A 20,635-nucleotide genomic window follows, 5' to 3' on the forward strand; every position below is an offset into this window, starting at 1 on the left:
ATTCATGAAACGGCGTTCGCAGCGGCTGCAGGTGGTTCTCGATATGGAGGACCGACAGGAGCAGGCGGCCCGGGAGCGGTTCCAGACGGCGCAGCAGGCGCTGGCTGAACAGCAGCAGCGGCTCGACGAGCTGGAACGCTACCATGAGGAGTATCAGCACCAGATCCGATCCGAGGCCTCCGGAACCACCTCGGCGGCCAGACTCCAGGCCGGGCAGCAATTCATCAGCCAGCTCGTGGCGGCGATTGCCCAGCAGCAACAGCAGGTGGACCGTTACCGGGCCACGGCGGAGGAGGCCCGGAAGCACTGGCAGGCGGCGCGTCAGCGGCGAGAGGGCATGGCGCGCTATATCGAGACCTGTCGCCGGCGTGAGGCCCGTGAGGACGAGCGCCGGGAACAGAAGGCGCTGGACGAGGCCGCCAACCAGCGCTTTGCCCGTGCCATGCAGCGTCAGGGATAGTGGCAATCGGTCACGTGACATCAGGGCATGTTGATCTATGCTCTGATGAATGACGTGGTCGTGCACGACAGGGGGAACAATGTCGATTACCACAGAGCGTTCCGGGGATGGGTCCGAGCTGACCATCCGGATCGAAGGGCGGTTTGATTTCAGCTCACATCAGGCGTTCCGTCACGCGTACGAGGGCGAGGGACAGGGCATTTCCCAGTACGTGATCGATATGCGGGACACCACCTACCTGGACAGTTCGGCCCTGGGCATGCTTCTGCTTCTCCGGGACTATGCCGGTGGTGAGAAGGCCGATGTCCGTATCGTCAACTGCAACGGGGATGTGCGCCGTATCCTGACGGTCTCCAACTTCGAGCAGCTTTTCCAGATTGACGACTGATGCCGGTTCCGCAACGCCGCTCAGGATACTGATCGCGGACGACAACCAGACGGATCGCATGATCCTCAACGCCATCCTGACCCGGCAGGGCCATGAGGTAATCATGGCGGAGGATGGCGCGCAGGCGGTCGAGGCCTTTGAGCAGCAAAAGCCGCAGATGGTGCTGCTGGATGTGCTCATGCCCAACATGGATGGGTTGGAAGCCGCACGGCGGATCAAGGCGGCTGCCGGTGAGGATCTGGTTCCCATCATTTTCCTGACGTCACTCAGTGACGCCGAATCGCTGGCCTCCTGTCTCGAGGTCGGCGGTGACGACTTTCTTTCCAAACCCTACAACCGGGTGATTCTCCGGGCCAAGATCAACGCCTTCCAGCGCATGCGGGATCTGCACCAGAGTCTGCAACAGGAGCGTGACCGGACCGATCAGCGCAACCATCAGATGATGCGCGAGCAGGCACTGGCCCGCCGGGTGTTCGACAACATTGCCGATCGTGGCTGTCTGGGAGCGGACAATATCCGGTTCGAGGCCTCCCCCATGTCCATCTTCAACGGGGATGTGCTTTTCGCCTCACCCAAGCCGTCCGGCGGTATGCACCTCTTCGTGGGGGATTTCACCGGTCACGGTCTGCCGGCGGCCATCGGCGCCCTGCCCATGTCCGAGATCTTCTATGGCATGACCGCCAAGGGGTTCGCCATCGGCGACATCCTGCGGGAAATCAACCGCAAGCTCCGGAACATCCTGCCAACCGGCTTCTTCTGCTGTGCGGCAATGGTGGATCTCAACCTGCGCTCGGGCCATGCGGAAGTCTGGAACGGAGGCCTGCCCACGGCCTGGATACTCCGTCATGACGGCACCCAGAATGAAATCCGGTCGCGCCATCTGCCCCTGGGGATTCTTTCCGCGGAACGCTTCTCCGCGGCCTGTGAGCGCCACACCCTGGCGTTGGGGGAACACATGCTGCTGGCCACGGATGGGGTCATTGAAAGCTCCAACAGCGAGGGGGAGCTGTTCGGCGAAGAACGGGCGATTGCAGCCATCAACCAGCGCTCCGGGCCATACGGGGGCTTTGAGTGCCTGCGTGAGGCGGTGCACCGCTTCGGAGAAGGGGTGGTGAGCGAGGATGATATCACCATTCTGGATCTGGCCATGGTTCCGGAGTCGGCGTTGAACACGGTGGAGCACGAGGTGCTTCCGGACACCGGGGCCGGGCCGGAACAGTGGCGGCTCCAGTATGACCTTGAGGATCGGACGCTGGCACAGTTCAACCCTGTGCCGCTGCTGCTTCATGTGTGCATGGACGTGCCGGGGCTGCGTCTTTGCAGTGGGGATGTCTACACCATCATCGCCGAGCTGTTCACCAACGCCCTGGAGCACGGCGTACTGCGTCTGCCGTCGGGTCTCAAGGATTCACCCAGTGGCTTCACGCGCTATTACAGCGAGCGTGAACGGCTCCTGGGGCAGCTTGCCAACGGCTGGGTCTCGATCACGCTTGCTCACAGGCCCAGTGAGGATGGCACCGGCGGCACCCTGCTGGTCACGGTTGCCGACAGCGGCCCTGGATTCGATCCGGGTGAGACCGCTCCCTCGCTGGATCATGAGCAGCTTTCAGGGCGCGGCATCGCGCTTGTGCAGACGCTTTGCCATGACGTACGCTGGAATGATACCGGCAACTGCGTGGAAGCAGAATACATCTGGCGTGCCGGGTAGATTCCTGGCAGAAGCTGATCACGGTAGCCGCAATGAGTGAACACCAGCACATTGACCATGATGCTCTCGCGGAGCTGCGGGATGTCATGGAGGATGAGTTTGCCATCCTTGTGAATACCTTCCTTCAGGATGCGGATGATCGCCTGGAGCAGCTGCGCGCGGGGGCGGCCTCGGAAGACGCCGAGGAAGTCCGGAAGATGGCACACAGTTTCAAGGGCAGCTGCATCAATATCGGCGCGCCGGAACTGGCCGAGCGCTGCCGGACTGCGGAGCAGCTTGGCCGTGATGGCGATCTCTCCGACATCCATGACTGCATCAGTGCGATTGAGGCGGAGCTGGGAGCAGTCCGCCAGGAACTGGCGCATTTTCGGGATGGATAATTCCCCCGCATTTCCAATCTGGCCTCCAAATTGCTTGCATGGCGTTAAGTCTTGAACTGATCCATTCAGGAGGCAAGGTTCTGCCATGCAAATGCCCGATATTCTCTCCCCCGAGACCGCGTCCGTTTCCGGCCGCTCCGGTAATGGTGCCGATGGCAAGGGTGCTGACGCATCCGCCTTCGGCGAACTCCACCGTGGCCTCATGGGCAAAGGCAGTGACGGCCTGAAGCCCGGCGATGTATTGCGCAATGCGGAAGGCAATGTGGTCGGTCGTATCGTAAGGGGCGATGGCGGTGACTTGCGCCTGGCTCTTGAGGGACGCGAGGGGCCGGGCATTCCGCTGGAAAAGCTGTCTAACCTGCTGGAGGAACAGGAGGGGAGCGGGCTTGAGGCACTGCAGGCTCTTTTCTCGGGCGGATTGGATGTCAGTCCGGAAGCCGGAGGCGAGGCGGACTGGCTGCAGCAGCTTGAGAACCTGACCAGTGGCGAGCAGCAGGGCGTTCTGGCAGCCCTGGCTGGGATCAATGGGCTGCAGGGCAGTAGTCAGGGCAATGGGAGCGAGGCATCCTCGAACAATGGGGGAGGCAATGGGTTGCCGCTGGGTGAGCTCCTGGGGAAGGGAGCCAGTGCGCCCGGAATCAGTGATGGCAGTGCCCGCAACAGCACCAGCAATTTCCTGCAGAACCTGCTTTCCGGCATGGCATTGAATGGCCCGAACGGGCAGAGCAGTGAGGCCAGCAGCACCGATCTGCGTTTTGAGGGGTTGCGCCTGGTTGCGGTGGAGAACAGTGGTGGCCAGGAGTCAGGGAGCCGCAGCAGTGAGGCGTTGGGGCTGACCCAGCAGAGCTTCACCCGTTCCGAGGCGGCCCGTGATGCCACCCTGCGGCACTACACCACAACCGTCGAAACTCCGGTACAGAACCAGAAGCAGTGGAGTGAGCAGGTTGCCGGCAAGATTGCCTGGCTGGCCGGGCGCAGCATCCAGTCTGCGGATATCCAGTTGAACCCGCCGGATATGGGGCCGATCGAGGTTCGCGTCTCGGTCCAGAATGATCAGGCCCAGGTGACCGTCAATGCCCAGAATGCCCAGGTGCGGGAGATGCTGGAACTCAACAGCAGCCGACTGCGGGAAATGCTTGAACAGGAGGGGCTCAACCTGGCTGACTTTGATGTCTCCGGCGAGGCTGCGGGAGGTGACGGCGAGGAAGCCGCGGAAGGGGAATCCGGTGAGCGTGACGGCTCCGGTCCGGCCAGCGGCGCCGGCGAAACGGTTGCGACCGGTGAGTCCACCATCACCCTCGACGATGGCATTGATACCTATGCGTGAGGCCGGGGCTGGCCCTGACCCGATCCGGTCAACTATATTGATGGCACACGAATTGCTGTCCTTGGGCAGCTGTCACTGAGCGACGGGATTACGGCATGGCCGGGAACGGTAAAGGCGGCAAGTTCAAAACCATTATCATCGCAGTTCTGGGTGTGATTCTGGCAGTTGGTGTGTCGGTAGCCGGTACCCTCTGGTTTCTGGGTGAAACCAGCTTCGGAGGCGGCAGCGGCAACAGCCAGGAGCAGAGTGAAGCCCATACGCCGGCCAGCTATTTCGAGTTAGCGGACCCGCTGGTGGTGTCGGTGAGCGGGAACCAGCAGCGTTATCTGCAGCTGCATCTGGCGTTTGTCATGCGCGGGCATGATGTCTCTGAGGCGCTTGAACGCCATCGCGCGACTGTACGCAGCCGGCTCAGAGGGCTGCTGCAGCGGCAGTCGTTCAAACAGCTCCGGACCCGCGAGGGCAAGCAGGCACTGCTCGAGGATATGCGCGACGCCGTGAACGCTGTACTCAAGGCGGAAAACGCGTCTTCGATTGAGCGGGTACTGTTCACCAACTTTGTCATGCAGTGACCCGGGGATACGGACCCGGGCTGGGGAATAATCATGCAGGATCTGCTGTCGCAGGATGAAATCGACGCGCTGCTCCACGGTGTTGACGATGGCGACGTGGACACCGATGACGAAGAGGATACGGGTGAAGCCAAGACCTTTGACCTGGCGACCCAGGACCGTATCGTCCGCGGCCGCATGCCGACGCTGGAGATGATCAACGAACGGTTTGCGCGCTACACCCGGATCAGCCTGTTCAATCTCCTGCGTCGCAACGCGGATGTGGCTGCGGCCGGCATCCAGATCATGAAATTCGGGGAATACATCCATACCCTGTTCGTGCCCACGAGCCTCAACCTGGTCAAAATGCGGCCGCTTCGGGGCACGGCGCTCTACATCATGGACGCCAAGCTGGTGTTCAAGCTGGTGGACAACTTCTTCGGAGGGGAGGGGCGCCACGCCAAGATCGAGGGCAGGGAGTTCACGCCCACCGAGACGCGCATTGTACAGATGGTGCTGGAGCAGGTGTTCCAGGACATGAAGGAAGCCTGGAGCGCGGTGTTCAAGGTGGACTTTGAGTATCTGTCGTCGGAGGTGAACCCCTCTATGGCGAACATCGTCAGCCCCAGTGAGGTGGTGATTGTCAGCACCTTCCAGATTGAGCTGGACGGCGGTGGTGGTGAGATGGACATCGCTATTCCCTATTCAATGGTTGAGCCCATTCGCGAGCTTCTGGACGCCGGCGTTCAGAGTGACGTGGACGAGGTTGATGAACGCTGGGTCAACGCCCTGCAGGAGGACATCAAGGAAGTCGAGGTGCCGGTCAACGTGACCGTGGCCGAGCGCCAGATTTCACTGCGTGAGGTCGCGCAGTTCGAGGCGGGTGACATCATTCCCATCGACATGCCCGAGGACGCCACCATGACCGCCAACGGCATTCCCATCTACAAGGGGAACCTGGGCACCCGTGACGGCAATATGGCGCTGCGGGTCACGGATCAGATCAAACGGCCCGAGACCACCAACAAGCTGAAGGTTCAGGACAATGGCTGAAGACGAACACAACGGCAACGGCGAGGAAATGACCGAGGACGAGAAGCTCGCCGCCGAATGGGAGCAGGCCATGGGTGACGCCGGTGAAGGCGAGGCCTCAGGCGGTGAGGATGACCGGGGTGATGAATGGGCGGCTGCCATGGCGGAAGCCGGTGGCAGTGGCGAGGGCGGTGCCAGTGGCCGCAGCGAGGATGTACGCCAGGCGCCCATGCAGGACTTTACCCATGAGCCCGAGCCCGGCGGGGAGCAGCACCCGGATCTGGATGTGATCCTGGATATTCCGGTGACCATCTCCATGGAAGTGGGTAATACCAGCATCCCGATCCGCAACCTGCTCCAGCTCAATCAGGGCTCGGTGATTGAGCTGGACCGGCTGGCCGGAGAGCCACTGGATGTGCTGGTCAACGGTATGCTGATCGCCCACGGTGAGGTGGTGATGGTGAACGAGAAGTTCGGCATCCGCCTCACCGATGTGATCAGCCCCTCCGAACGCATCCGCAAGCTGTCCAAATGAACCTGTCGGTGCTTTACGCTCGCTGGACGCTGGGCCTTGCCGGGCTTATGCCACTTCTGGTTAAGGCCCAGGAAGCACAGCAGGAAACCGGCGGGGACGGAATCGGCGCCAGCACGCCGGACACCATGACGACTGCGCTCACCCTGGGAGCCGGGCTGATCGTGGTTTTGGCGTTCATCCTCTTCAGCGGCTGGATCGCCCGTCGCGTCCAGGGCCTGGGCGGCGTCAATACTCAGGCGCTCAAGGTGGTCGCGGTCCTCTCTGTCGGCCAGAAAGAACGTGTGGCGCTTGTTGAAGTTGGCGATAAACAGATACTTATAGGCATTACGCCACAATCGGTACGAACCCTGCATGTCTTTGATGAACCCGTTGTCACCGGGGCGCAATCCGCGGCCAGTGGTGACTTCGCCCGTAAGCTCCAGCAGGTGATGGGGCGCGGCGCAACGGGAGGTTCCAATGACGTGTAGGGGGATCATCCATGACATCGAGGTACGCCTGGATAACGGGGGCACTGCTGCTGTTCGCCCCCTTACTGGCTCAGGCCGCGCCTGAGGGCATCCCGGCGCTCTCGCTCACCACCACCGAGGACGGCGAACAGCAGTACTCCGTAACCCTGCAGATTGTGGCGCTGATGACGGCGCTGAGCTTTCTGCCGGCGGCACTGATGATGATGACGTCCTTCACCCGCATCATTGTCACCTTCGCCATCCTGCGCCAGGCCATCGGGCTCCAGCAGACCCCCTCCAACCAGATCCTGATCGGGCTCGCGCTCTTTCTCTCGATCTTCATCATGTCGCCGGTGTTCGAGCGCGCCAACCAGGAAGCGCTCCAGCCCTATCTCAGTGGGGACATGGCCCCGATGGAGGCGGTTGAGAGTGCCAGCCAGCCCTTCCGCGAGTTCATGATTGGCCAGACCCGCAAGACGGACCTGAATATGTTCGTCCGGATCGCGGGCGAAGAGGACAGCTATGAGGGGCCCGAGGACGTGTCCTTCTGGATTCTGATGCCGGCGTTTGTCACCAGTGAGCTCAAGACCGCATTCCAGATCGGGTTCATGCTGTTCATCCCCTTCCTGATCATCGACATGGTGGTGGCGAGCGTGCTCATGGCCATGGGCATGATGATGCTCTCGCCGATCATCATCTCGCTGCCGTTCAAGATCATGCTGTTCGTGCTGGTGGATGGGTGGGCCATGGTGATGGGCACGCTGGCGGCCAGTTACGGGATATAGAGGGGAGGCCGAGTATGACACCGGAACTGGTAATCGAACTGATGCGGGATGCCCTCTGGCTGATCGTGCTGATGGCGCTGGCGATCATCGGTCCCGGCCTTCTGGTGGGGCTGGTGGTTTCCACGTTCCAGGCGGCGACCCAGATCAACGAGCAGACCCTGAGCTTCCTGCCACGGCTGATCGTGACCCTGCTGGTGCTGATCGTGTGGGGGCCCTGGCTGCTGACCCTGTTGCTGGATCACACCAATGAACTGATCAACAACATTCCGAACCTGATCGGGTAGGGCCATGCCGATAGAGCTGGGACCGGATGCAATCGGGCAATGGCTGGGGCAGTTCCTCTGGCCGCTGTTCCGTATCGGCAGTTTCCTGATGGTGATCCCGATCTTCGGGACCCAGCTGGTCACCGCGCGTATCCGCATTGGGCTGGCGCTGGTGATGACGGTGCTGGTGATGCCCATGCTGGGGGATGTGCCGGTGCTGGATTCGATTTCGCCGGAAATGGCGGTGATCTCGATCCAGCAGGTGCTGATCGGCAGCGCGATGGGGTTTGCGGTCTACATGCTGTTCCAGCTGTTCGTGGTGGCGGGCCAGATGATCGCGATGCAGATGGGGCTCGGCTTTGCGTCCATGGTGGATCCTGCCAATGGGGTGAACGTGCCGGTGCTTTCCCAGTTCTACCTCAACGGCATCACGCTGCTGTTCCTGGCGATGAACGGGCACCTGGTGCTGTTCGATGTGCTGGTCGAGAGCTTCAACACCATACCCATCGCAACAGACGGCCTGGCCATCGAGTCCTTCCGCCAGCTTGCCCACCGCATGACCTGGCTGTTCGCCAGCGCCATGCTGCTGGCGCTGCCGGCGATGGCGGCGGTGCTGATCGTCTACATTTCGTTCGGCGTGATGACACGCGCGGCGCCCCAGATGAACATCTTCGCCATCGGCTTTCCGATCGCGCTGCTGTTCGGGCTCTTCGCCAACTGGGTTCTGGTGCGCGATCTGGCTCCGCATTTCCAGGAATTCAGCCGCGAGACATTCATCTTCCTGCGTGAGATGCAGCAGACCTGATCCGGAGGGCATTCCATGGCGGAAGGTGGTGGCGACGACAGCCAGGAAAAAACGGAAGACCCGACGCCGAGACGGCTTGAAAAGGCCCGGGAGGAGGGGCAGGTTCCACAGTCCAAGGACCTGGGAACCGCGCTGGTCCTGATGGCCGGCGCCACAGGCTTGCTGCTGTTCGGGGGTGCCATCGGCGGCGAGCTCAAGCAGATGTTCGAGTTCAATTTCGCGCTGGAGCGGGGTCAGATTTTTGACACCTCCCAGATGCTCCAGCACCTGGGCCAGTCCGCCACCACTGCCGCGCTTGCGCTGACGCCGCTGCTCATCGCGCTTGCCGTGGCGGCATTTCTGGGGCCGATCATGCTCAGTGGCTTTCTCCTCTCCGGCAAGGCCGTGGCCCCGCAGCTCAGCCGCATGAGCCCGATCAAGGGGCTGGGGCGGATGTTCGGCATCCGCTCCCTGGTAGAGCTGGGTAAGAGCGTGGCCAAGGTCTCGCTGGTGCTTCTCATTGCCGTAGCGATTCTGGATATCCGCACGGAAGACCTGCTTGCAATATCGAGTGAATCCCCCAACCGTGCCACCGAGCATACGCTCTGGACACTGGCCTGGAGCTTCTTCCTGCTGTCCTGTTCCACCATCATCATCGCCGTGATTGATGTGCCCTTCCAGATCCACGATCACCAGAAGAAGATGCGGATGTCCAAGCAGGAGGTAAAGGACGAGTTCAAGGAGACCGAGGGCAAACCCGAGGTCAAGCAGAAGGTCCGTCAGCTGCAGCAGGAGATGACCCAGCGGCGCATGATGGAGGATGTGCCCAGCGCGGACGTGGTGATCACCAACCCGGAACACTACGCCGTGGCGCTGAAGTACGACGGCAAGAGCATGGCAGCGCCGGTGGTCGTGGCCAAGGGGGCGGACGAGATCGCTACCAAGATCATGGAGATCGCGCGGGAGCACCGGGTGGATGTGCTGCGCACGCCGCCGCTGGCACGGGCCGTCTACCACAACGCGGAGATTGGCGAGAACATTCCCGAAGGCCTCTACATGGCCGTGGCCCAGGTTCTGGCCTACCTCTTCCAGCTCCGGCAGTACCGCCGCAATGGGGGTAAGAAACCGGTCATGCCGGCGTTGCCGATTCCTGATGACCTCAAACGCGATGAATGACGGATCTGGTATGGCGCTTGCACTAACCATCCTGTAACCCGGTTTGGCGCCAGAAAAACGGCGCCCTGATCACTTATCAGCGCTTGGAGGTACCGGACGGTCATGGATCGGGCGGGGGCAATCGACCAACTCAGAGGCCTGAAGGGCATTCTGGACGGGAATGTCGCGATCCCGTTCATGCTCATGGTGCTTCTGGGCATGATGACCCTGCCCATTCCGGTCTTCCTGCTGGACGTGGCCTTCACTTTCAATATCGCCCTGTCGCTGGTGATCATCCTGGTGGCGATCTACGCCATGCGGCCCATGGATTTCGCGGCATTCCCAACGGTGCTGCTGGTGGCCACACTGCTGCGGCTGGCGCTGAACGTGGCGTCCACCCGGATCGTGCTGCTGCACGGGCACGAAGGCGGTGCCGCCGCGGGCAAGGTGATCGAGTCCTTCGGTGAAGTGCTGATCGGCGGCAACTACGCCGTGGGCCTGGTGGTGTTCGCCATCCTGATGATCATCAACTTCATCGTGGTGACCAAGGGCGCGGGCCGGGTCTCCGAGGTCAGTGCCCGGTTCACACTGGATGCCATGCCCGGCAAACAGATGGCCATCGACGCCGACCTCAACGCCGGGCTGATCAGCCAGGACGAGGCCCGGGACCGCCGGGCCGAGGTGGCCGGTGAGGCGGATTTCTACGGTTCCATGGATGGCGCTTCCAAGTTTGTGCGTGGCGACGCCATTGCTGGCCTTCTGATCCTTTTCATCAACATTGTCGGTGGCGTCAGCATCGGCATGTTCCAGCACGGGCTGGCTTTCGGTCAGGCGGTTGAGAACTACGCGCTGCTGACCATCGGTGACGGCCTGGTCGCCCAGATCCCCTCGCTGCTGCTCTCCGCCGCTGCCGCCATCATCGTGACGCGGGTGGGCAAGTCCCAGGAGATGAGCTCCCAGGTCGTCGAGCAGATGTTCTCCTCCCCGAACGCCATCGGCATTGCCGGCGGCATCCTGATCGGACTCAGTCTGATCCCGGGCATGCCCACGGTGGCGTTCATGGGCCTGGGGGGCATGGCGGTGGCTGTCGCCTGGTTCATCTGGAAGCGCGGCCAGCAGGTTGTTGAGGAAGGTGCCGGCAGCGCGCCGGTGGCCCGTCAGGCCGCCGGTGGTGAGGGTGGCGGCGCCCAGCAACGGACCATCACTGAGGACCAGCAGCAGGCATTGCCCGGTGGCGGCACCGGGGAAACCAAGGAGCTGGCCTGGGAAGATGTGGTCAGTGTGGACATTGTCGGCCTTGAGGTCGGGTACCGGCTGATCCCGCTGGTGGACAAGAATCAGGGGGGGCAGCTGCTGGCACGGATCAAGGGTGTGCGCAAGAAGCTTTCCCAGGATCTGGGCTTTCTCATGCCCTCGGTTCACATCCGCGACAACCTGGATCTGATGCCCAACGTCTATCGCATTACCCTGATGGGCGTGACGCTGGCGGAAGCGGAGATCCATCCGGACCGGGAGCTGGCTATTGATCCAGGGCAGGTGTTCGGCAAGGTCGAGGGGATTGCCGGTAAGGATCCGGCATTCGGCCTGGATGCCACCTGGATTGAGCCCGCCCAGCGTGATCAGGCGCAGACGCTTGGCTACACCGTTGTGGACGCCTCCACCGTGGTTGCAACCCACCTGAACCAGGTGCTGCAGGAGCATGCCCACGAGCTGCTGGGCCACGAGGAGGTCCAGAAGTGGCTGGACCAGCTCGAGAAGGCCTCGCCCAAGCTGGCCGAGGAGTTGGTGCCCAACACCGTTTCCATCAGCCTGCTCCTTAAGGTGCTGCAGAACCTGCTGCTGGAGGAGGTGCCGATCCGGGATATGCGCAGTATCGCCGAAGCCATTGTCAATGTTCAGCCACGCAGTCAGGACCCGAGCGTTCTGACCACCGCGGCGCGTAAATCGCTCAAGCGCATGATCGTGCAGAAGCTGGTTGGCAATGAGAGCGAGGTTCCGGTGATCACGCTGGATCCGCAGCTGGAACAGATGTTGCTTAAGTCTGTACAGCAGGGTCAACAATCCGGCACGGCCGATGATATCGGCATGATCCTGGAGCCCAATATGGTCGAGAAGCTCCAGCGCTCACTCTCGGATGCGGCCCAGAAACAGGAGGCGGTTGGCAAACCCGCCATCCTGCTGGTATCGGCCCCCCTGCGACCGGTACTGGCAAGGTTTGTCCGGTATGGGGTGGAACGGCTGCACGTTCTTTCCTATCAGGAAATTCCGGAGAACAAGCAGGTCACGATTGTGTCATCCATTGGCCAATAAACTGACGGCGGCGGAGGTTCCCTGCCATGCAAGTCAAACGCTTTTTTGCTCCCACCATGCCCGAGGCGTTGCGGATGGTCCGCAGTGAAATGGGTGATGATGCGGTGATCCTCTCTAGCAAGCGGGTGGAAGACGGCGTCGAAATCGTGACGGCACTGGATTACGACGAGGGTGAGGTCCGAAGCCAGCTCGGCGTGGCGGACGAGGACAAGGCCAACGCCGCGCGTCTGGCCGAGCTTCAGGCGGAGAAGCACCGTAATCTGGAGGAGGCCATGGCGAAATCCCGTGCCCACATCAGCGAGGTGCAGCAGCGCTCGCACCACGGCCAGGAGCCGGTGGGGCCAGCGGCCGTTGGCAGTTCCGAGTCTGGGAGGGAGACGGAAAACACCCCATCTCCCGGCGGGGAGGGCGATGCGTTGAGCTCCATGCGGGCCGAGATCCATTCCCTGAGGGATATGCTTCAGCAGATGAACGGCCAGCAGGGCACCGCGACGCCCGGTGAAAAGACCCAGGGCGTGGTCGAGCAGCGTCTGTCGGACCGGCTCCAGGATCTTGGGCTGCCGCGCGATCAGGGCCGTGAGCTGGCTGCTGAACATGGCCAGGGGCGGCTCGACGCCGGGTGGAAGAGCGCGCTCAAGGCTCTGGCGGCCCGAGTGGAAACCGTGCGTGAGAATCCACTGGAACGTGGCGGCATCTACGCCCTGCTTGGCCCCACCGGCTCCGGAAAGACAACCACCATCGGCAAGATGGCGGCGCAGTTCGTGCTGCGTCACGGTGCGGAAAAGCTGGCGTTAGTGACCACGGACCGCTATCGTGTGGCCGCCCATGAGCAGCTGTTCGTGTTCGGGCGCATTCTGAATGTGCCGGTGCGGGTGGTGGACGAGGCCAACAGCCTGGATGCCATTCTGGATGATCTGTCGGACCGCAAGCTGATCCTGATTGATACGGCTGGCCTCACGGCAGCGGATCGTGGCTGGCAGGAGCAGATCGAGGAGCTGGTCAGCAGCCGCCATCCGGTGCGGCCCTATCTGCTGATTTCGGCGACAAGCCAGCCGCGCATTATGCAATCCACGTGGCATTGCTATAATGCCGTTGGGTTGGCGGGCTGCATCCTGACCAAGACGGACGAAGCCCTGACGCTTGGCGAGGTGGTGGGCTTTGCGGCGCAGAGCCGGTTGCCGGTCGCGTTCTACACCAACGGTCAGAAGATTCCCGACGACCTGCACCGCGCGGGCGCCGGGGATCTGGTCAAGCAGGCGGTGCGCCGTCACCAGGCACTCAATCGCGGTGAAAGCGCCATGGCCGAGGGCGCCTGACATGGGATCGGGCGTCTCCTCACAATGCAACAGCAACAGGACGGGAGAGCCCATTCCGCATGAGTAAACCGGTACAGGTGATCGCGGTCACCGGGGGCAAGGGCGGTGTCGGCAAGAGCAACGTCTCGGTCAACCTGGGTATAGCCCTCAGTGAGATGGGCCAGCGCGTTGTGGTTCTTGATGCCGACCTCGGGCTGGCGAACATCGATGTGCTGCTGGGGATCAGTGCCACCTACAATATTTCCGATGTGCTCGCCGGGGAATGCAGCCTTACGGACATCCTAGTGGACGGCCCCGGGGGTATCCGCATCGTGCCCGCCTCCTCCGGCACCCAGCGCATGACCAATCTCAGCCATATGGAGCATGCCGGTCTCATTTCCGCCTTCAGTGAACTCGGCGATGACATCGACGTACTCATAGTAGACACGGCGGCTGGGATCTCGGAGTCCGTGGTCAGTTTTCTGAGGGCTTCCCAGGAACTGATGCTGGTGGTGAATGATGAGCCCACTTCCATCACCGATACCTATGCCCTGATCAAGCTGATGAATCGGGACTATGGCACCCACAGGTTCCGGGTACTGGCGAACATGGTGCGCACGGAGCAGGACGGCAAGGCTCTTTACGACAAGCTCTACCGGGTCACTGAGCGGTTTCTGGACGTTGCCCTGCAGTATGTGGGCAGCATTCCCCTGGATGAACAGGTGAAGAAGGCCGTTCGCCGGCAGAAGACGGTCATGGAGCTGTACCCGAATGCCAAGGCATCCCAGGCATTCCGGGATCTGGCGAAGAAGGTGGATCAGTGGCCGCTGCCATCATCGCCAAGGGGGCATCTTGAATTTTTTGTTGAACGGCTTGTGCAGGACTGACAGGGCGTTCCATCCTTGAGCAGGGGCTTACGGGAGTGGCCAAACCATGACGCAGTCCGGGCCGCTGGATCTCTATACACAGACGCGCCGGGCGGATGTGGATGAGCTTGTCGAGACCCACATGCCGCTGGTCAAGAAGATCGCGTTGCACCTGATGGCGCGCCTGCCGGATCATATCCAGCTTGAGGATCTGATGCAGGCGGGCATGATCGGGCTTCTGGAGGCGGCACGCCGGTATGAGTCCGGCCAGGGTGCGACCTTCGAGACCTATGCGGGCATCCGGATCCGCGGCGCCATTGTGGATGAGATCCGACGTGGGGACTGGGTGCCCCGCTCAGTCCACCGCAATGCCCGCCGTATTTCCGAGGCCATCCAGACGGTTGAAAGCCGGGAAGGACGTGATGCAAAGGACGCTGAGATCGCCGATGAGCTGGGCGTGTCTCTGGATGACTACCACAGCCGTGCCAGTGATGCGACCACCGGCCGCCTGTTCAGCCTGGATGAGCTGACGGAGAAAAACGAACACATCAATGATCAGGCCCCGCAGGAAGGACCCGAGGGCGAGCTTCAGGATGCGGATTTCCGACGTGCGCTGGCCGGTGAGATTGATCAATTGCCGGAACGGGAGCGGCTGGTACTGTCGCTCTACTATCAGGATGAGCTCAACCTGAAGGAAATCGGTGCCGTGCTGGAGGTCAGCGAGTCACGGGTAAGCCAGATCCACGGTCAGGCTGCGGCGCGGCTGCGGGCCCGCATGCTCGAACGTACCGGGGGCTGACTGGTTAGATTTCGACAAACGTCTAGACTGTGAAAGTGAGTGTTGGTGCACGGGCCGCCCAGGCAGACGTGACAACAACCGGAGTGTTTGGAGGCTGTTTTGGACAAGAACATGAAGATTCTTGTTGTGGATGATTTCTCCACGATGAGACGGATCGTGAGGAACCTGCTGCGCGACCTCGGCTTCAACAACATCGAGGAGGCGGATGACGGTAATACCGCGCTGCCGATGCTGCGCAACGGCAAATTCGACTTCCTGGTGACTGATTGGAACATGCCGGGTATGAGCGGTATGGAGCTGCTTCAGGCGGTCCGGGCGGATGAGAACCTCAAGCATCTGCCGATTCTGATGGTGACCGCTGAGGCGAAGCGGGACCAGATCGTGGCCGCCGCCCAGGCGGGGGTGAACGGCTATGTGGTCAAGCCGTTCACGGCCGCGGTGCTCAAGGACAAGATCGAGAAGATATTTGAACGCGTCGAGTGAACCAGGTGCAGATGGCATGAGTGAGCTCAACCGGGAAGACATTACCGAGGAAGTGGCTGAGGAACTCAAAGCGCACGCCGCTGGCCTCAAGGAAGCCCTCGATCAGGGCAATATCAGCGATGCCATGCAGCGCATCGCTGAGCTGGGTGAGGTGCGCGACCGCAGCCTCTACCGTGAGGTTGGGCGCCTGACACGCAGCCTCCATGAAGCCCTGCGCAATTTCGAGATCAAGGCCGAGAGCCGTGAGCAGCAGGAAGAGCTCTCCAAAATGGCGGATGCGTCGGACCGCCTGGATTACGTGGTTCAGCTGACCAGCCGCTCGGCCAACCGGACCATGGACCTGGTCGAGGACACCATGCCGGTAGCTTCCAACCTGCGCGAGGAGGCCAATGCCATCCGCGAGGACTGGGGAAGGCTGCGTCGCCGCGAGATGAAGCCGTCCGAGTTCCGGGAACTCTACCAGCGGATCGATGCCTTTCTGGATCGCATTGTCTCGGACTCGGATCGTCTGCATGGCAATCTTTCCGAGATTCTTCTGGCGCAGGATTTCCAGGACCTCACCGGCCAGGTGATCCAGCGGGTGACCTCGCTGGTGAAGGAAGTGGAGGATCATCTGGTGAAGCTGATGGTCATGGCCAGTGATGTGGACCGCATTACCGGTGTGGTCCACGATCAGGAGGAGGGCAGTCAGGAAGACGGCGTCAGCAGCAAAGGCGAGGGTCCCCAGATCGACGACTCGCAGCAGGATGTGGTTTCCGGACAGGACGAGGTTGACGACCTGCTGTCCAGTCTCGGCTTTTAAGGAGACGTTGCATGGCGTTGGATGCGGACGAAGAGATCCTCCAGGACTTCCTGGTTGAGTCCGGTGAGATACTGGAACAGCTCTCTGAACAGCTGGTTCAGCTTGAGAACAACCCCGATGATATGGATCTGCTCAATGCCATTTTCCGGGGGTTCCACACCGTCAAGGGCGGTGCGGGTTTCATGCAGCTGGATGCCCTGGTGGACTGCTGTCACAAGGCTGAGAATGTCTTTGACACGCTGCGTAACGGCGGACGCACCGTCGATTCGAACCTGATGGATGTGGTGCTCAAGGCGCTGGACGTGGTCAATACCCAGTTTGACGAGGTCCGCAGCCGCGAGGCGCCCACACCCGCCGACCCACAGCTTCTTGAACAGCTGGCGCGGCTGGCGAAACCGGAAAGCGAGGATACCGGTGGCGCCGGATCCGCCCAGCCGGCCGGGGGGCAGCAGGCAGGACAAGAGGCCGGGGGCCAGGAAGGGGATATCACCGACGATGAGTTCGAGCAACTGCTTGATGCCATCAACCCCGGGGACCAGGAGGCTTCTGGCGGTGCGCCTGCGGGTGAGTCCACCGGCTCGGGAGGTGCGGGCTCATCGGACGATGATGATGACGAGATCAGCGAGGATGAATTCGAGGCCCTGCTGGATCAGCTTCACGGTGAGGGGAAGCACGCCGGTGCGCCGGCGGATCCGGATGCCATCAGCACCGGGGGTAGCGGTGCTGATGGCGGCGGGAACTCAGAGGCCGTAGACGAGACCCAGTCCAGCGGCAGTGACGATGAAATCAGTGAGGATGAGTTCGAATCCCTGCTGGATGAGCTGCACGGTCCCGGCCAGTTCAAGCCGGATGCGGCGGAGACCGCCGGCCAGGGTGGCGCCTCTGGGAGTGAACCCGAAGCGCCCGCCTCGGCGGCTCCTGAGAAGGAGAGTGCCGCCCCTTCACCCGATAAAGGCCAGGCGGCCAGTGCCGGAAGCGCTGGTGCGACGGCTCCGCCGGACGAACCGGCCCGGTCCGCGGGCGGAGGCGCGGGCGGAGGCGCCGGCGGAGGGCAGAAAGGCGGAGACCAGAAGCCCGCTTCCGGTGGTGGGGGCGGTGGCAAGGACCAGGCTGCTGCTGCCGCGGAGTCCACTGTCAGGGTGGATACCCGTCGTCTCGATGACATCATGAACATGGTGGGTGAGCTGGTGCTCATCCGTAACCGGCTCAAGCGCCTCAGTGATGAACTGGAAGACGGGCGCGTTCAGAAGACGGTGTCCAATCTGGATGTGGTTACCGGGGACCTGCAGTCTTCCGTGATGCAGACCCGGATGCAGCCGATCAAAAAAGTGTTCGGGCGCTTCCCCCGGGTTGTCCGGGACCTGGCGCGCAGCCTCGAGAAGGAAGTGAACCTCAGCATGAGCGGTGAGGACACTGATCTCGACAAGAACCTTGTCGAAGCCCTTTCCGACCCGCTGGTGCACCTGGTCCGCAACGCCGTGGACCATGGCGTCGAGATGCCGGATGAGCGCGAGCGCAACGGCAAGCCGCGCGTCGGCCGAGTGGCGCTGTCCGCGGAGCAGGAGGGCGATCACATCCAGCTGGTGATCGAGGATGATGGCGGTGGCATGGACCCCGAGGCGCTGCGCCGCAAGGCGGTCGAGAAGGGCGTGTACGAGCAGGAAGCGGCTGACCGCCTGACGGAGAACGAATGCTACCAGCTGATCTTCGCCCCGGGTTTTTCCACCAAGGCCGAGATTTCAGACGTCTCCGGGCGTGGGGTGGGCATGGATGTGGTCAAGACCAAGATCAACCAGCTCAACGGTTCCATTGATATCGACTCGGAGCTGGGCCGGGGCTCGCGCATCGTGATCAAGGTGCCCCTGACCCTGGCCATCATGCCGACGCTGATGGTGAAACTCGAGGATCAGCCGTTCGCGCTGCCCCTTGTGAACGTGGTGGAGATCTTCCATCTGGACCTGAGCAAGAAGAACATCGTGGACGGGCGTGAGTGCATCGTGGTCCGGGATCACGTGTACCCGCTGTTCTACATCAAGAAATGGCTGGTCGAGGGTGCCTCCGTGGAGACCGACGATACCGATGCCCATGTGGTGGTGGTTGCGGTCGGTACCAAGCGCGTGGGCTTTGTGGTGGATCAGCTCATCGGTCAGGAGGAAGTGGTCATCAAGCCGCTGGGCAAGATGCTCCAGGGAACGGCGGGTATGGCCGGGGCCACCATCACCGGGGACGGCACTATAGCGCTGATTCTTGACGTGCCCAGCCTCCTGCAGCATTACGCCTGACAACCGGTCCGCCTCACCGGCGCAGCAGCACCGCGGGCCGGACCCAGTGATTGGAGTCTTGGATGACGGTTTCCGTCCTTGTTGTTGATGATTCCGGGTTTTTCCGAAAACGCCTGAGCGAGATTCTCTCCGCCACCGGAGAGCTTCAGGTCGTGGCTACCGCCACCAACGGGCAGGAAGCCCTGAGCCTGGTTGAGAAACACCGCCCGGATGTGATCACCATGGACTACGAGATGCCGGTCATGGACGGCATTACCGCAGTCCGGAAGATCATGGAAAGCCGTCCCACCCCGGTCCTGATGTTCTCCTCGCTGACCTACGAGGGCGCGCGCGTGACTCTGGATGCCCTTGAGGCGGGGGCGGTGGATTTCCTGCCCAAGAACTTCGAGGAGATCGCCCGCTCCTCGAGCCGGCTCCAGGAGATCCTGCGCAAGCGCCTGCTTGAAGTGGCGCGGAGTCATCCCGGCCGTGGTGGAGGCACCGGCGCCGGTGCAGGATCGGCGCCGGCGAGCGGAAGCAGTGATACTGCTTCCCCCGCCGCCCGTGAGCAGGCTCCCCGTCGACCAGCGACGCCGGAACGCCGGCAGCGGTCCGATTCCCGTCAGTCAGCCACCGTGGCGTCTGAACCCGCCGAAAGCAGTAGTGGCAGCCAGCGCCGGACGGCGGCGCGTCATTACGACGTTGTGGCCATCGGCACCTCCACGGGAGGGCCCATCGCCCTGCAGAAAGTGCTGGCGGAGCTGCCCGCCAGCTTTCCGGCCCCCATCATCCTGGTCCAGCACATGCCGGCCAGTTTCACGCTGGCTTTCGCGGACCGGCTGGACAAGCTCTGCCGCATCAAGGTGCGACAGGCTCAGGATGGTGATCCCCTTGAACCCGGCGTCGCACTGCTGGCGCCGGGCGGACAGCAGATGCTGGTTGAGAAGAAGGGGGGAACCGGCCGCATCCGGGTGATACCGGACGATGGCCGCCTCAATTACCGGCCATGCGTGGATGTCACTTTTGGTTCCATCGCGCGTGGCTATCCCGGGAAGACGTTGGCATTGATCCTGACGGGCATGGGCGCGGACGGTAAGGAGGGCTGCCGTCTGATGAAGCAGTCCGGCTCCGTGGTGTGGTCCCAGGATGAGAAAACCTCGGTGATCTACGGGATGCCCATGGCCGTGGCCAAGGCGGGGCTGACCGATGAAGTGCTGCCGCTGGACCGGATTGCGGCCCGGCTGATCGAGGGCGTCACCTGATGGATCCGCTCAGCCTGCTTGGGGTCATACTGGCATTTGCCGCGCTGCTCGGGGGGACCGTCCTCGAGGGTGGCACCCTGGGTTCGCTGATCAACCTGCCCGCCGTGGTGATTGTCATTGGCGGCACCCTTGCGGCCATTACCCTGCAGACGCCAAGCGGCGTGCTGCGCCGGGCCACGGTGCTGCTGCGCTGGGTTTTCTCGCCCCCGGACGTCAGTATGGGCGACGGCGTCGAGAAAGTGGTCGGCTGGAGCATGAAATCCCGTAAAGACGGCATTCTTGGCCTTGAGTCGGTGGCTGAGCAGGAAACCGAGCCCTTTGCCCGCAAGGGATTGCAGCTGCTGGTTGACGGTCTGGAGCCGGAAACCATCCGTTCCATGCTTGAAACCGACCTGGAATCCCGGGAGCAGGGCGACCTGGAAGCCGCCCGGGTGTTTGAGTCCATGGGGGGGTATGCGCCCACCATCGGCATCATCGGGGCGGTCATGGGCCTGATCCAGGTCATGACGCACCTCGAGGATCCGGCCCAGGTGGGAACGGGTATCGCCACCGCCTTTGTGGCCACCATCTACGGCATCGCATTGGCGAACCTGCTGTGCTTCCCGGTGGCCAGCAAGCTCCGGAGTCTGGTCCATTACCGCAGCCGCTATCAGGAGATGATGATCGACGGCCTTCTCAGTGTGCTGGAAGGAGAGAACCCGAACACCATTGAACTGCGGCTGCAGGGTTTCATGCACCGCTGA

The 20,635-nt window shown here is 62.2% G+C and carries 22 protein-coding genes; all 22 read left to right on the forward strand.

Annotated elements, in window-relative coordinates; genetic code table 11:
- Positions 1-4: 4 nt before the first annotated feature.
- The 22 genes from fliJ to F3089_RS02600 all read left to right on the forward strand — a co-directional run bounded on the left by fliJ (position 5) and on the right by F3089_RS02600 (position 20,635).
- Positions 5-460: a flagellar export protein FliJ gene (gene fliJ, locus F3089_RS02495; RefSeq protein WP_151439293.1), complete on the forward strand. Its 456-nt coding sequence runs from the start codon at positions 5-7 to the stop codon at positions 458-460.
- A 79-nt stretch (positions 461-539) separates the two neighbouring features.
- Positions 540-848: an STAS domain-containing protein gene (locus tag F3089_RS02500; protein WP_151439294.1), complete on the forward strand. Its 309-nt coding sequence runs from the start codon at positions 540-542 to the stop codon at positions 846-848.
- Positions 838-2,556, forward strand: coding sequence for an ATP-binding SpoIIE family protein phosphatase (locus tag F3089_RS02505; RefSeq protein WP_225741652.1), 1,719 nt, complete (start codon positions 838-840; stop codon positions 2,554-2,556). Before F3089_RS02500 ends, F3089_RS02505 begins: the two co-directional genes overlap by 11 nt.
- A gap of 32 nt (positions 2,557-2,588) precedes the next feature.
- Positions 2,589-2,936 carry an Hpt domain-containing protein gene (locus F3089_RS02510; protein WP_151439295.1) on the forward strand — a complete coding sequence of 116 codons (348 nt, stop codon included), beginning with the start codon at positions 2,589-2,591 and terminating at the stop codon, positions 2,934-2,936.
- Between the two features lie 85 nt (positions 2,937-3,021).
- Positions 3,022-4,263 carry a flagellar hook-length control protein FliK gene (locus tag F3089_RS02515; RefSeq protein ID WP_151439296.1) on the forward strand — a complete coding sequence of 414 codons (1,242 nt, stop codon included), beginning with the start codon at positions 3,022-3,024 and terminating at the stop codon, positions 4,261-4,263.
- Between the two features lie 95 nt (positions 4,264-4,358).
- Positions 4,359-4,835 (forward strand): flagellar basal body-associated FliL family protein, encoded by a 477-nt coding sequence (locus F3089_RS02520; RefSeq protein ID WP_151439297.1) that lies wholly within the window; start codon positions 4,359-4,361, stop codon positions 4,833-4,835.
- Positions 4,836-4,868: 33 nt separating this feature from the next.
- Positions 4,869-5,867, forward strand: coding sequence for a flagellar motor switch protein FliM (gene fliM / locus F3089_RS02525; protein WP_151439298.1), 999 nt, complete (start codon positions 4,869-4,871; stop codon positions 5,865-5,867).
- Positions 5,860-6,381 carry a flagellar motor switch protein FliN gene (gene fliN / locus F3089_RS02530; RefSeq protein WP_151439299.1) on the forward strand — a complete coding sequence of 174 codons (522 nt, stop codon included), beginning with the start codon at positions 5,860-5,862 and terminating at the stop codon, positions 6,379-6,381. Before fliM ends, fliN begins: the two co-directional genes overlap by 8 nt.
- The gene (fliO, locus tag F3089_RS02535; RefSeq protein WP_151439300.1) at positions 6,378-6,848 is read left to right on the forward strand and encodes a flagellar biosynthetic protein FliO; all 471 of its coding nucleotides are present in this window, start codon (positions 6,378-6,380) and stop codon (positions 6,846-6,848) included. Before fliN ends, fliO begins: the two co-directional genes overlap by 4 nt.
- Positions 6,849-6,859: 11 nt before the next feature.
- Entirely contained in the window at positions 6,860-7,612 is a 753-nt protein-coding gene (gene fliP, locus F3089_RS02540; RefSeq protein ID WP_151439301.1) for a flagellar type III secretion system pore protein FliP, read from the forward strand.
- A 14-nt stretch (positions 7,613-7,626) separates the two neighbouring features.
- On the forward strand, positions 7,627-7,896 hold the full coding sequence (fliQ, locus tag F3089_RS02545) for a flagellar biosynthesis protein FliQ (protein ID WP_151439302.1): 270 nt from the start codon (positions 7,627-7,629) through the stop codon (positions 7,894-7,896).
- A 4-nt stretch (positions 7,897-7,900) separates the two neighbouring features.
- Positions 7,901-8,680, forward strand: a complete 780-nt coding sequence (gene fliR, locus F3089_RS02550; RefSeq protein ID WP_151439303.1) for a flagellar biosynthetic protein FliR — start codon at positions 7,901-7,903, stop codon at positions 8,678-8,680.
- Between the two features lie 15 nt (positions 8,681-8,695).
- Positions 8,696-9,835 carry a flagellar biosynthesis protein FlhB gene (flhB, locus tag F3089_RS02555; RefSeq protein WP_151439304.1) on the forward strand — a complete coding sequence of 380 codons (1,140 nt, stop codon included), beginning with the start codon at positions 8,696-8,698 and terminating at the stop codon, positions 9,833-9,835.
- Between the two features lie 102 nt (positions 9,836-9,937).
- Positions 9,938-12,124 carry a flagellar biosynthesis protein FlhA gene (gene flhA, locus F3089_RS02560; protein WP_151439305.1) on the forward strand — a complete coding sequence of 729 codons (2,187 nt, stop codon included), beginning with the start codon at positions 9,938-9,940 and terminating at the stop codon, positions 12,122-12,124.
- Positions 12,125-12,150: 26 nt separating this feature from the next.
- Positions 12,151-13,440: a flagellar biosynthesis GTPase FlhF gene (flhF, locus tag F3089_RS02565; protein WP_151439306.1), complete on the forward strand. Its 1,290-nt coding sequence runs from the start codon at positions 12,151-12,153 to the stop codon at positions 13,438-13,440.
- A 59-nt stretch (positions 13,441-13,499) separates the two neighbouring features.
- Positions 13,500-14,306: a MinD/ParA family protein gene (locus F3089_RS02570; RefSeq protein WP_151439307.1), complete on the forward strand. Its 807-nt coding sequence runs from the start codon at positions 13,500-13,502 to the stop codon at positions 14,304-14,306.
- Between the two features lie 46 nt (positions 14,307-14,352).
- Positions 14,353-15,084 carry an RNA polymerase sigma factor FliA gene (locus F3089_RS02575; protein ID WP_151439308.1) on the forward strand — a complete coding sequence of 244 codons (732 nt, stop codon included), beginning with the start codon at positions 14,353-14,355 and terminating at the stop codon, positions 15,082-15,084.
- Between the two features lie 99 nt (positions 15,085-15,183).
- Positions 15,184-15,567: a chemotaxis response regulator CheY gene (cheY, locus tag F3089_RS02580; RefSeq protein WP_077531624.1), complete on the forward strand. Its 384-nt coding sequence runs from the start codon at positions 15,184-15,186 to the stop codon at positions 15,565-15,567.
- 16 nt (positions 15,568-15,583) lie between these two features.
- Complete coding sequence (locus F3089_RS02585) at positions 15,584-16,369, forward strand: protein phosphatase CheZ (protein WP_151439309.1); 786 nt, start codon at positions 15,584-15,586, stop codon at positions 16,367-16,369.
- Positions 16,370-16,380: 11 nt separating this feature from the next.
- On the forward strand, positions 16,381-18,651 hold the full coding sequence (locus F3089_RS02590) for a chemotaxis protein CheA (RefSeq protein WP_151439310.1): 2,271 nt from the start codon (positions 16,381-16,383) through the stop codon (positions 18,649-18,651).
- A 62-nt stretch (positions 18,652-18,713) separates the two neighbouring features.
- Entirely contained in the window at positions 18,714-19,892 is a 1,179-nt protein-coding gene (locus tag F3089_RS02595; protein ID WP_151439311.1) for a protein-glutamate methylesterase/protein-glutamine glutaminase, read from the forward strand.
- Positions 19,892-20,635, forward strand: coding sequence for a flagellar motor protein (locus F3089_RS02600; RefSeq protein ID WP_077531619.1), 744 nt, complete (start codon positions 19,892-19,894; stop codon positions 20,633-20,635). The genes F3089_RS02595 and F3089_RS02600 overlap by 1 nt, the downstream gene beginning before the upstream one ends.

Source organism: Halospina sp. K52047b, assembly GCF_008709855.1.
Taxonomy (GTDB): Bacteria; Pseudomonadota; Gammaproteobacteria; order Pseudomonadales; family Oleiphilaceae; genus Halospina; species Halospina utahensis_B.

Excerpts from the sequence above, each read along its gene's own strand:
- fliM (WP_151439298.1), top strand. The coding sequence starts at position 4,869 with ATGCAGGATCTGCTGTCGCAGGATGAAATCGACGCGCTGCTCCACGGT.
- F3089_RS02600 (WP_077531619.1), top strand. The coding sequence starts at position 19,892 with ATGGATCCGCTCAGCCTGCTTGGGGTCATACTGGCATTTGCCGCGCTG.
- F3089_RS02570 (WP_151439307.1), top strand. The coding sequence starts at position 13,500 with ATGAGTAAACCGGTACAGGTGATCGCGGTCACCGGGGGCAAGGGCGGT.
- flhB (WP_151439304.1), top strand. The coding sequence starts at position 8,696 with ATGGCGGAAGGTGGTGGCGACGACAGCCAGGAAAAAACGGAAGACCCG.
- fliO (WP_151439300.1), top strand. The coding sequence starts at position 6,378 with ATGAACCTGTCGGTGCTTTACGCTCGCTGGACGCTGGGCCTTGCCGGG.
- fliP (WP_151439301.1), top strand. The coding sequence starts at position 6,860 with ATGACATCGAGGTACGCCTGGATAACGGGGGCACTGCTGCTGTTCGCC.
- fliN (WP_151439299.1), top strand. The coding sequence starts at position 5,860 with ATGGCTGAAGACGAACACAACGGCAACGGCGAGGAAATGACCGAGGAC.
- F3089_RS02595 (WP_151439311.1), top strand. The coding sequence starts at position 18,714 with ATGACGGTTTCCGTCCTTGTTGTTGATGATTCCGGGTTTTTCCGAAAA.
- fliR (WP_151439303.1), top strand. The coding sequence starts at position 7,901 with ATGCCGATAGAGCTGGGACCGGATGCAATCGGGCAATGGCTGGGGCAG.
- F3089_RS02585 (WP_151439309.1), top strand. The coding sequence starts at position 15,584 with ATGAGTGAGCTCAACCGGGAAGACATTACCGAGGAAGTGGCTGAGGAA.
- F3089_RS02515 (WP_151439296.1), top strand. The coding sequence starts at position 3,022 with ATGCAAATGCCCGATATTCTCTCCCCCGAGACCGCGTCCGTTTCCGGC.
- flhA (WP_151439305.1), top strand. The coding sequence starts at position 9,938 with ATGGATCGGGCGGGGGCAATCGACCAACTCAGAGGCCTGAAGGGCATT.
- F3089_RS02590 (WP_151439310.1), top strand. The coding sequence starts at position 16,381 with ATGGCGTTGGATGCGGACGAAGAGATCCTCCAGGACTTCCTGGTTGAG.
- F3089_RS02500 (WP_151439294.1), top strand. The coding sequence starts at position 540 with ATGTCGATTACCACAGAGCGTTCCGGGGATGGGTCCGAGCTGACCATC.
- fliQ (WP_151439302.1), top strand. The coding sequence starts at position 7,627 with ATGACACCGGAACTGGTAATCGAACTGATGCGGGATGCCCTCTGGCTG.
- F3089_RS02575 (WP_151439308.1), top strand. The coding sequence starts at position 14,353 with ATGACGCAGTCCGGGCCGCTGGATCTCTATACACAGACGCGCCGGGCG.
- F3089_RS02510 (WP_151439295.1), top strand. The coding sequence starts at position 2,589 with ATGAGTGAACACCAGCACATTGACCATGATGCTCTCGCGGAGCTGCGG.
- fliJ (WP_151439293.1), top strand. The coding sequence starts at position 5 with ATGAAACGGCGTTCGCAGCGGCTGCAGGTGGTTCTCGATATGGAGGAC.
- F3089_RS02520 (WP_151439297.1), top strand. The coding sequence starts at position 4,359 with ATGGCCGGGAACGGTAAAGGCGGCAAGTTCAAAACCATTATCATCGCA.
- flhF (WP_151439306.1), top strand. The coding sequence starts at position 12,151 with ATGCAAGTCAAACGCTTTTTTGCTCCCACCATGCCCGAGGCGTTGCGG.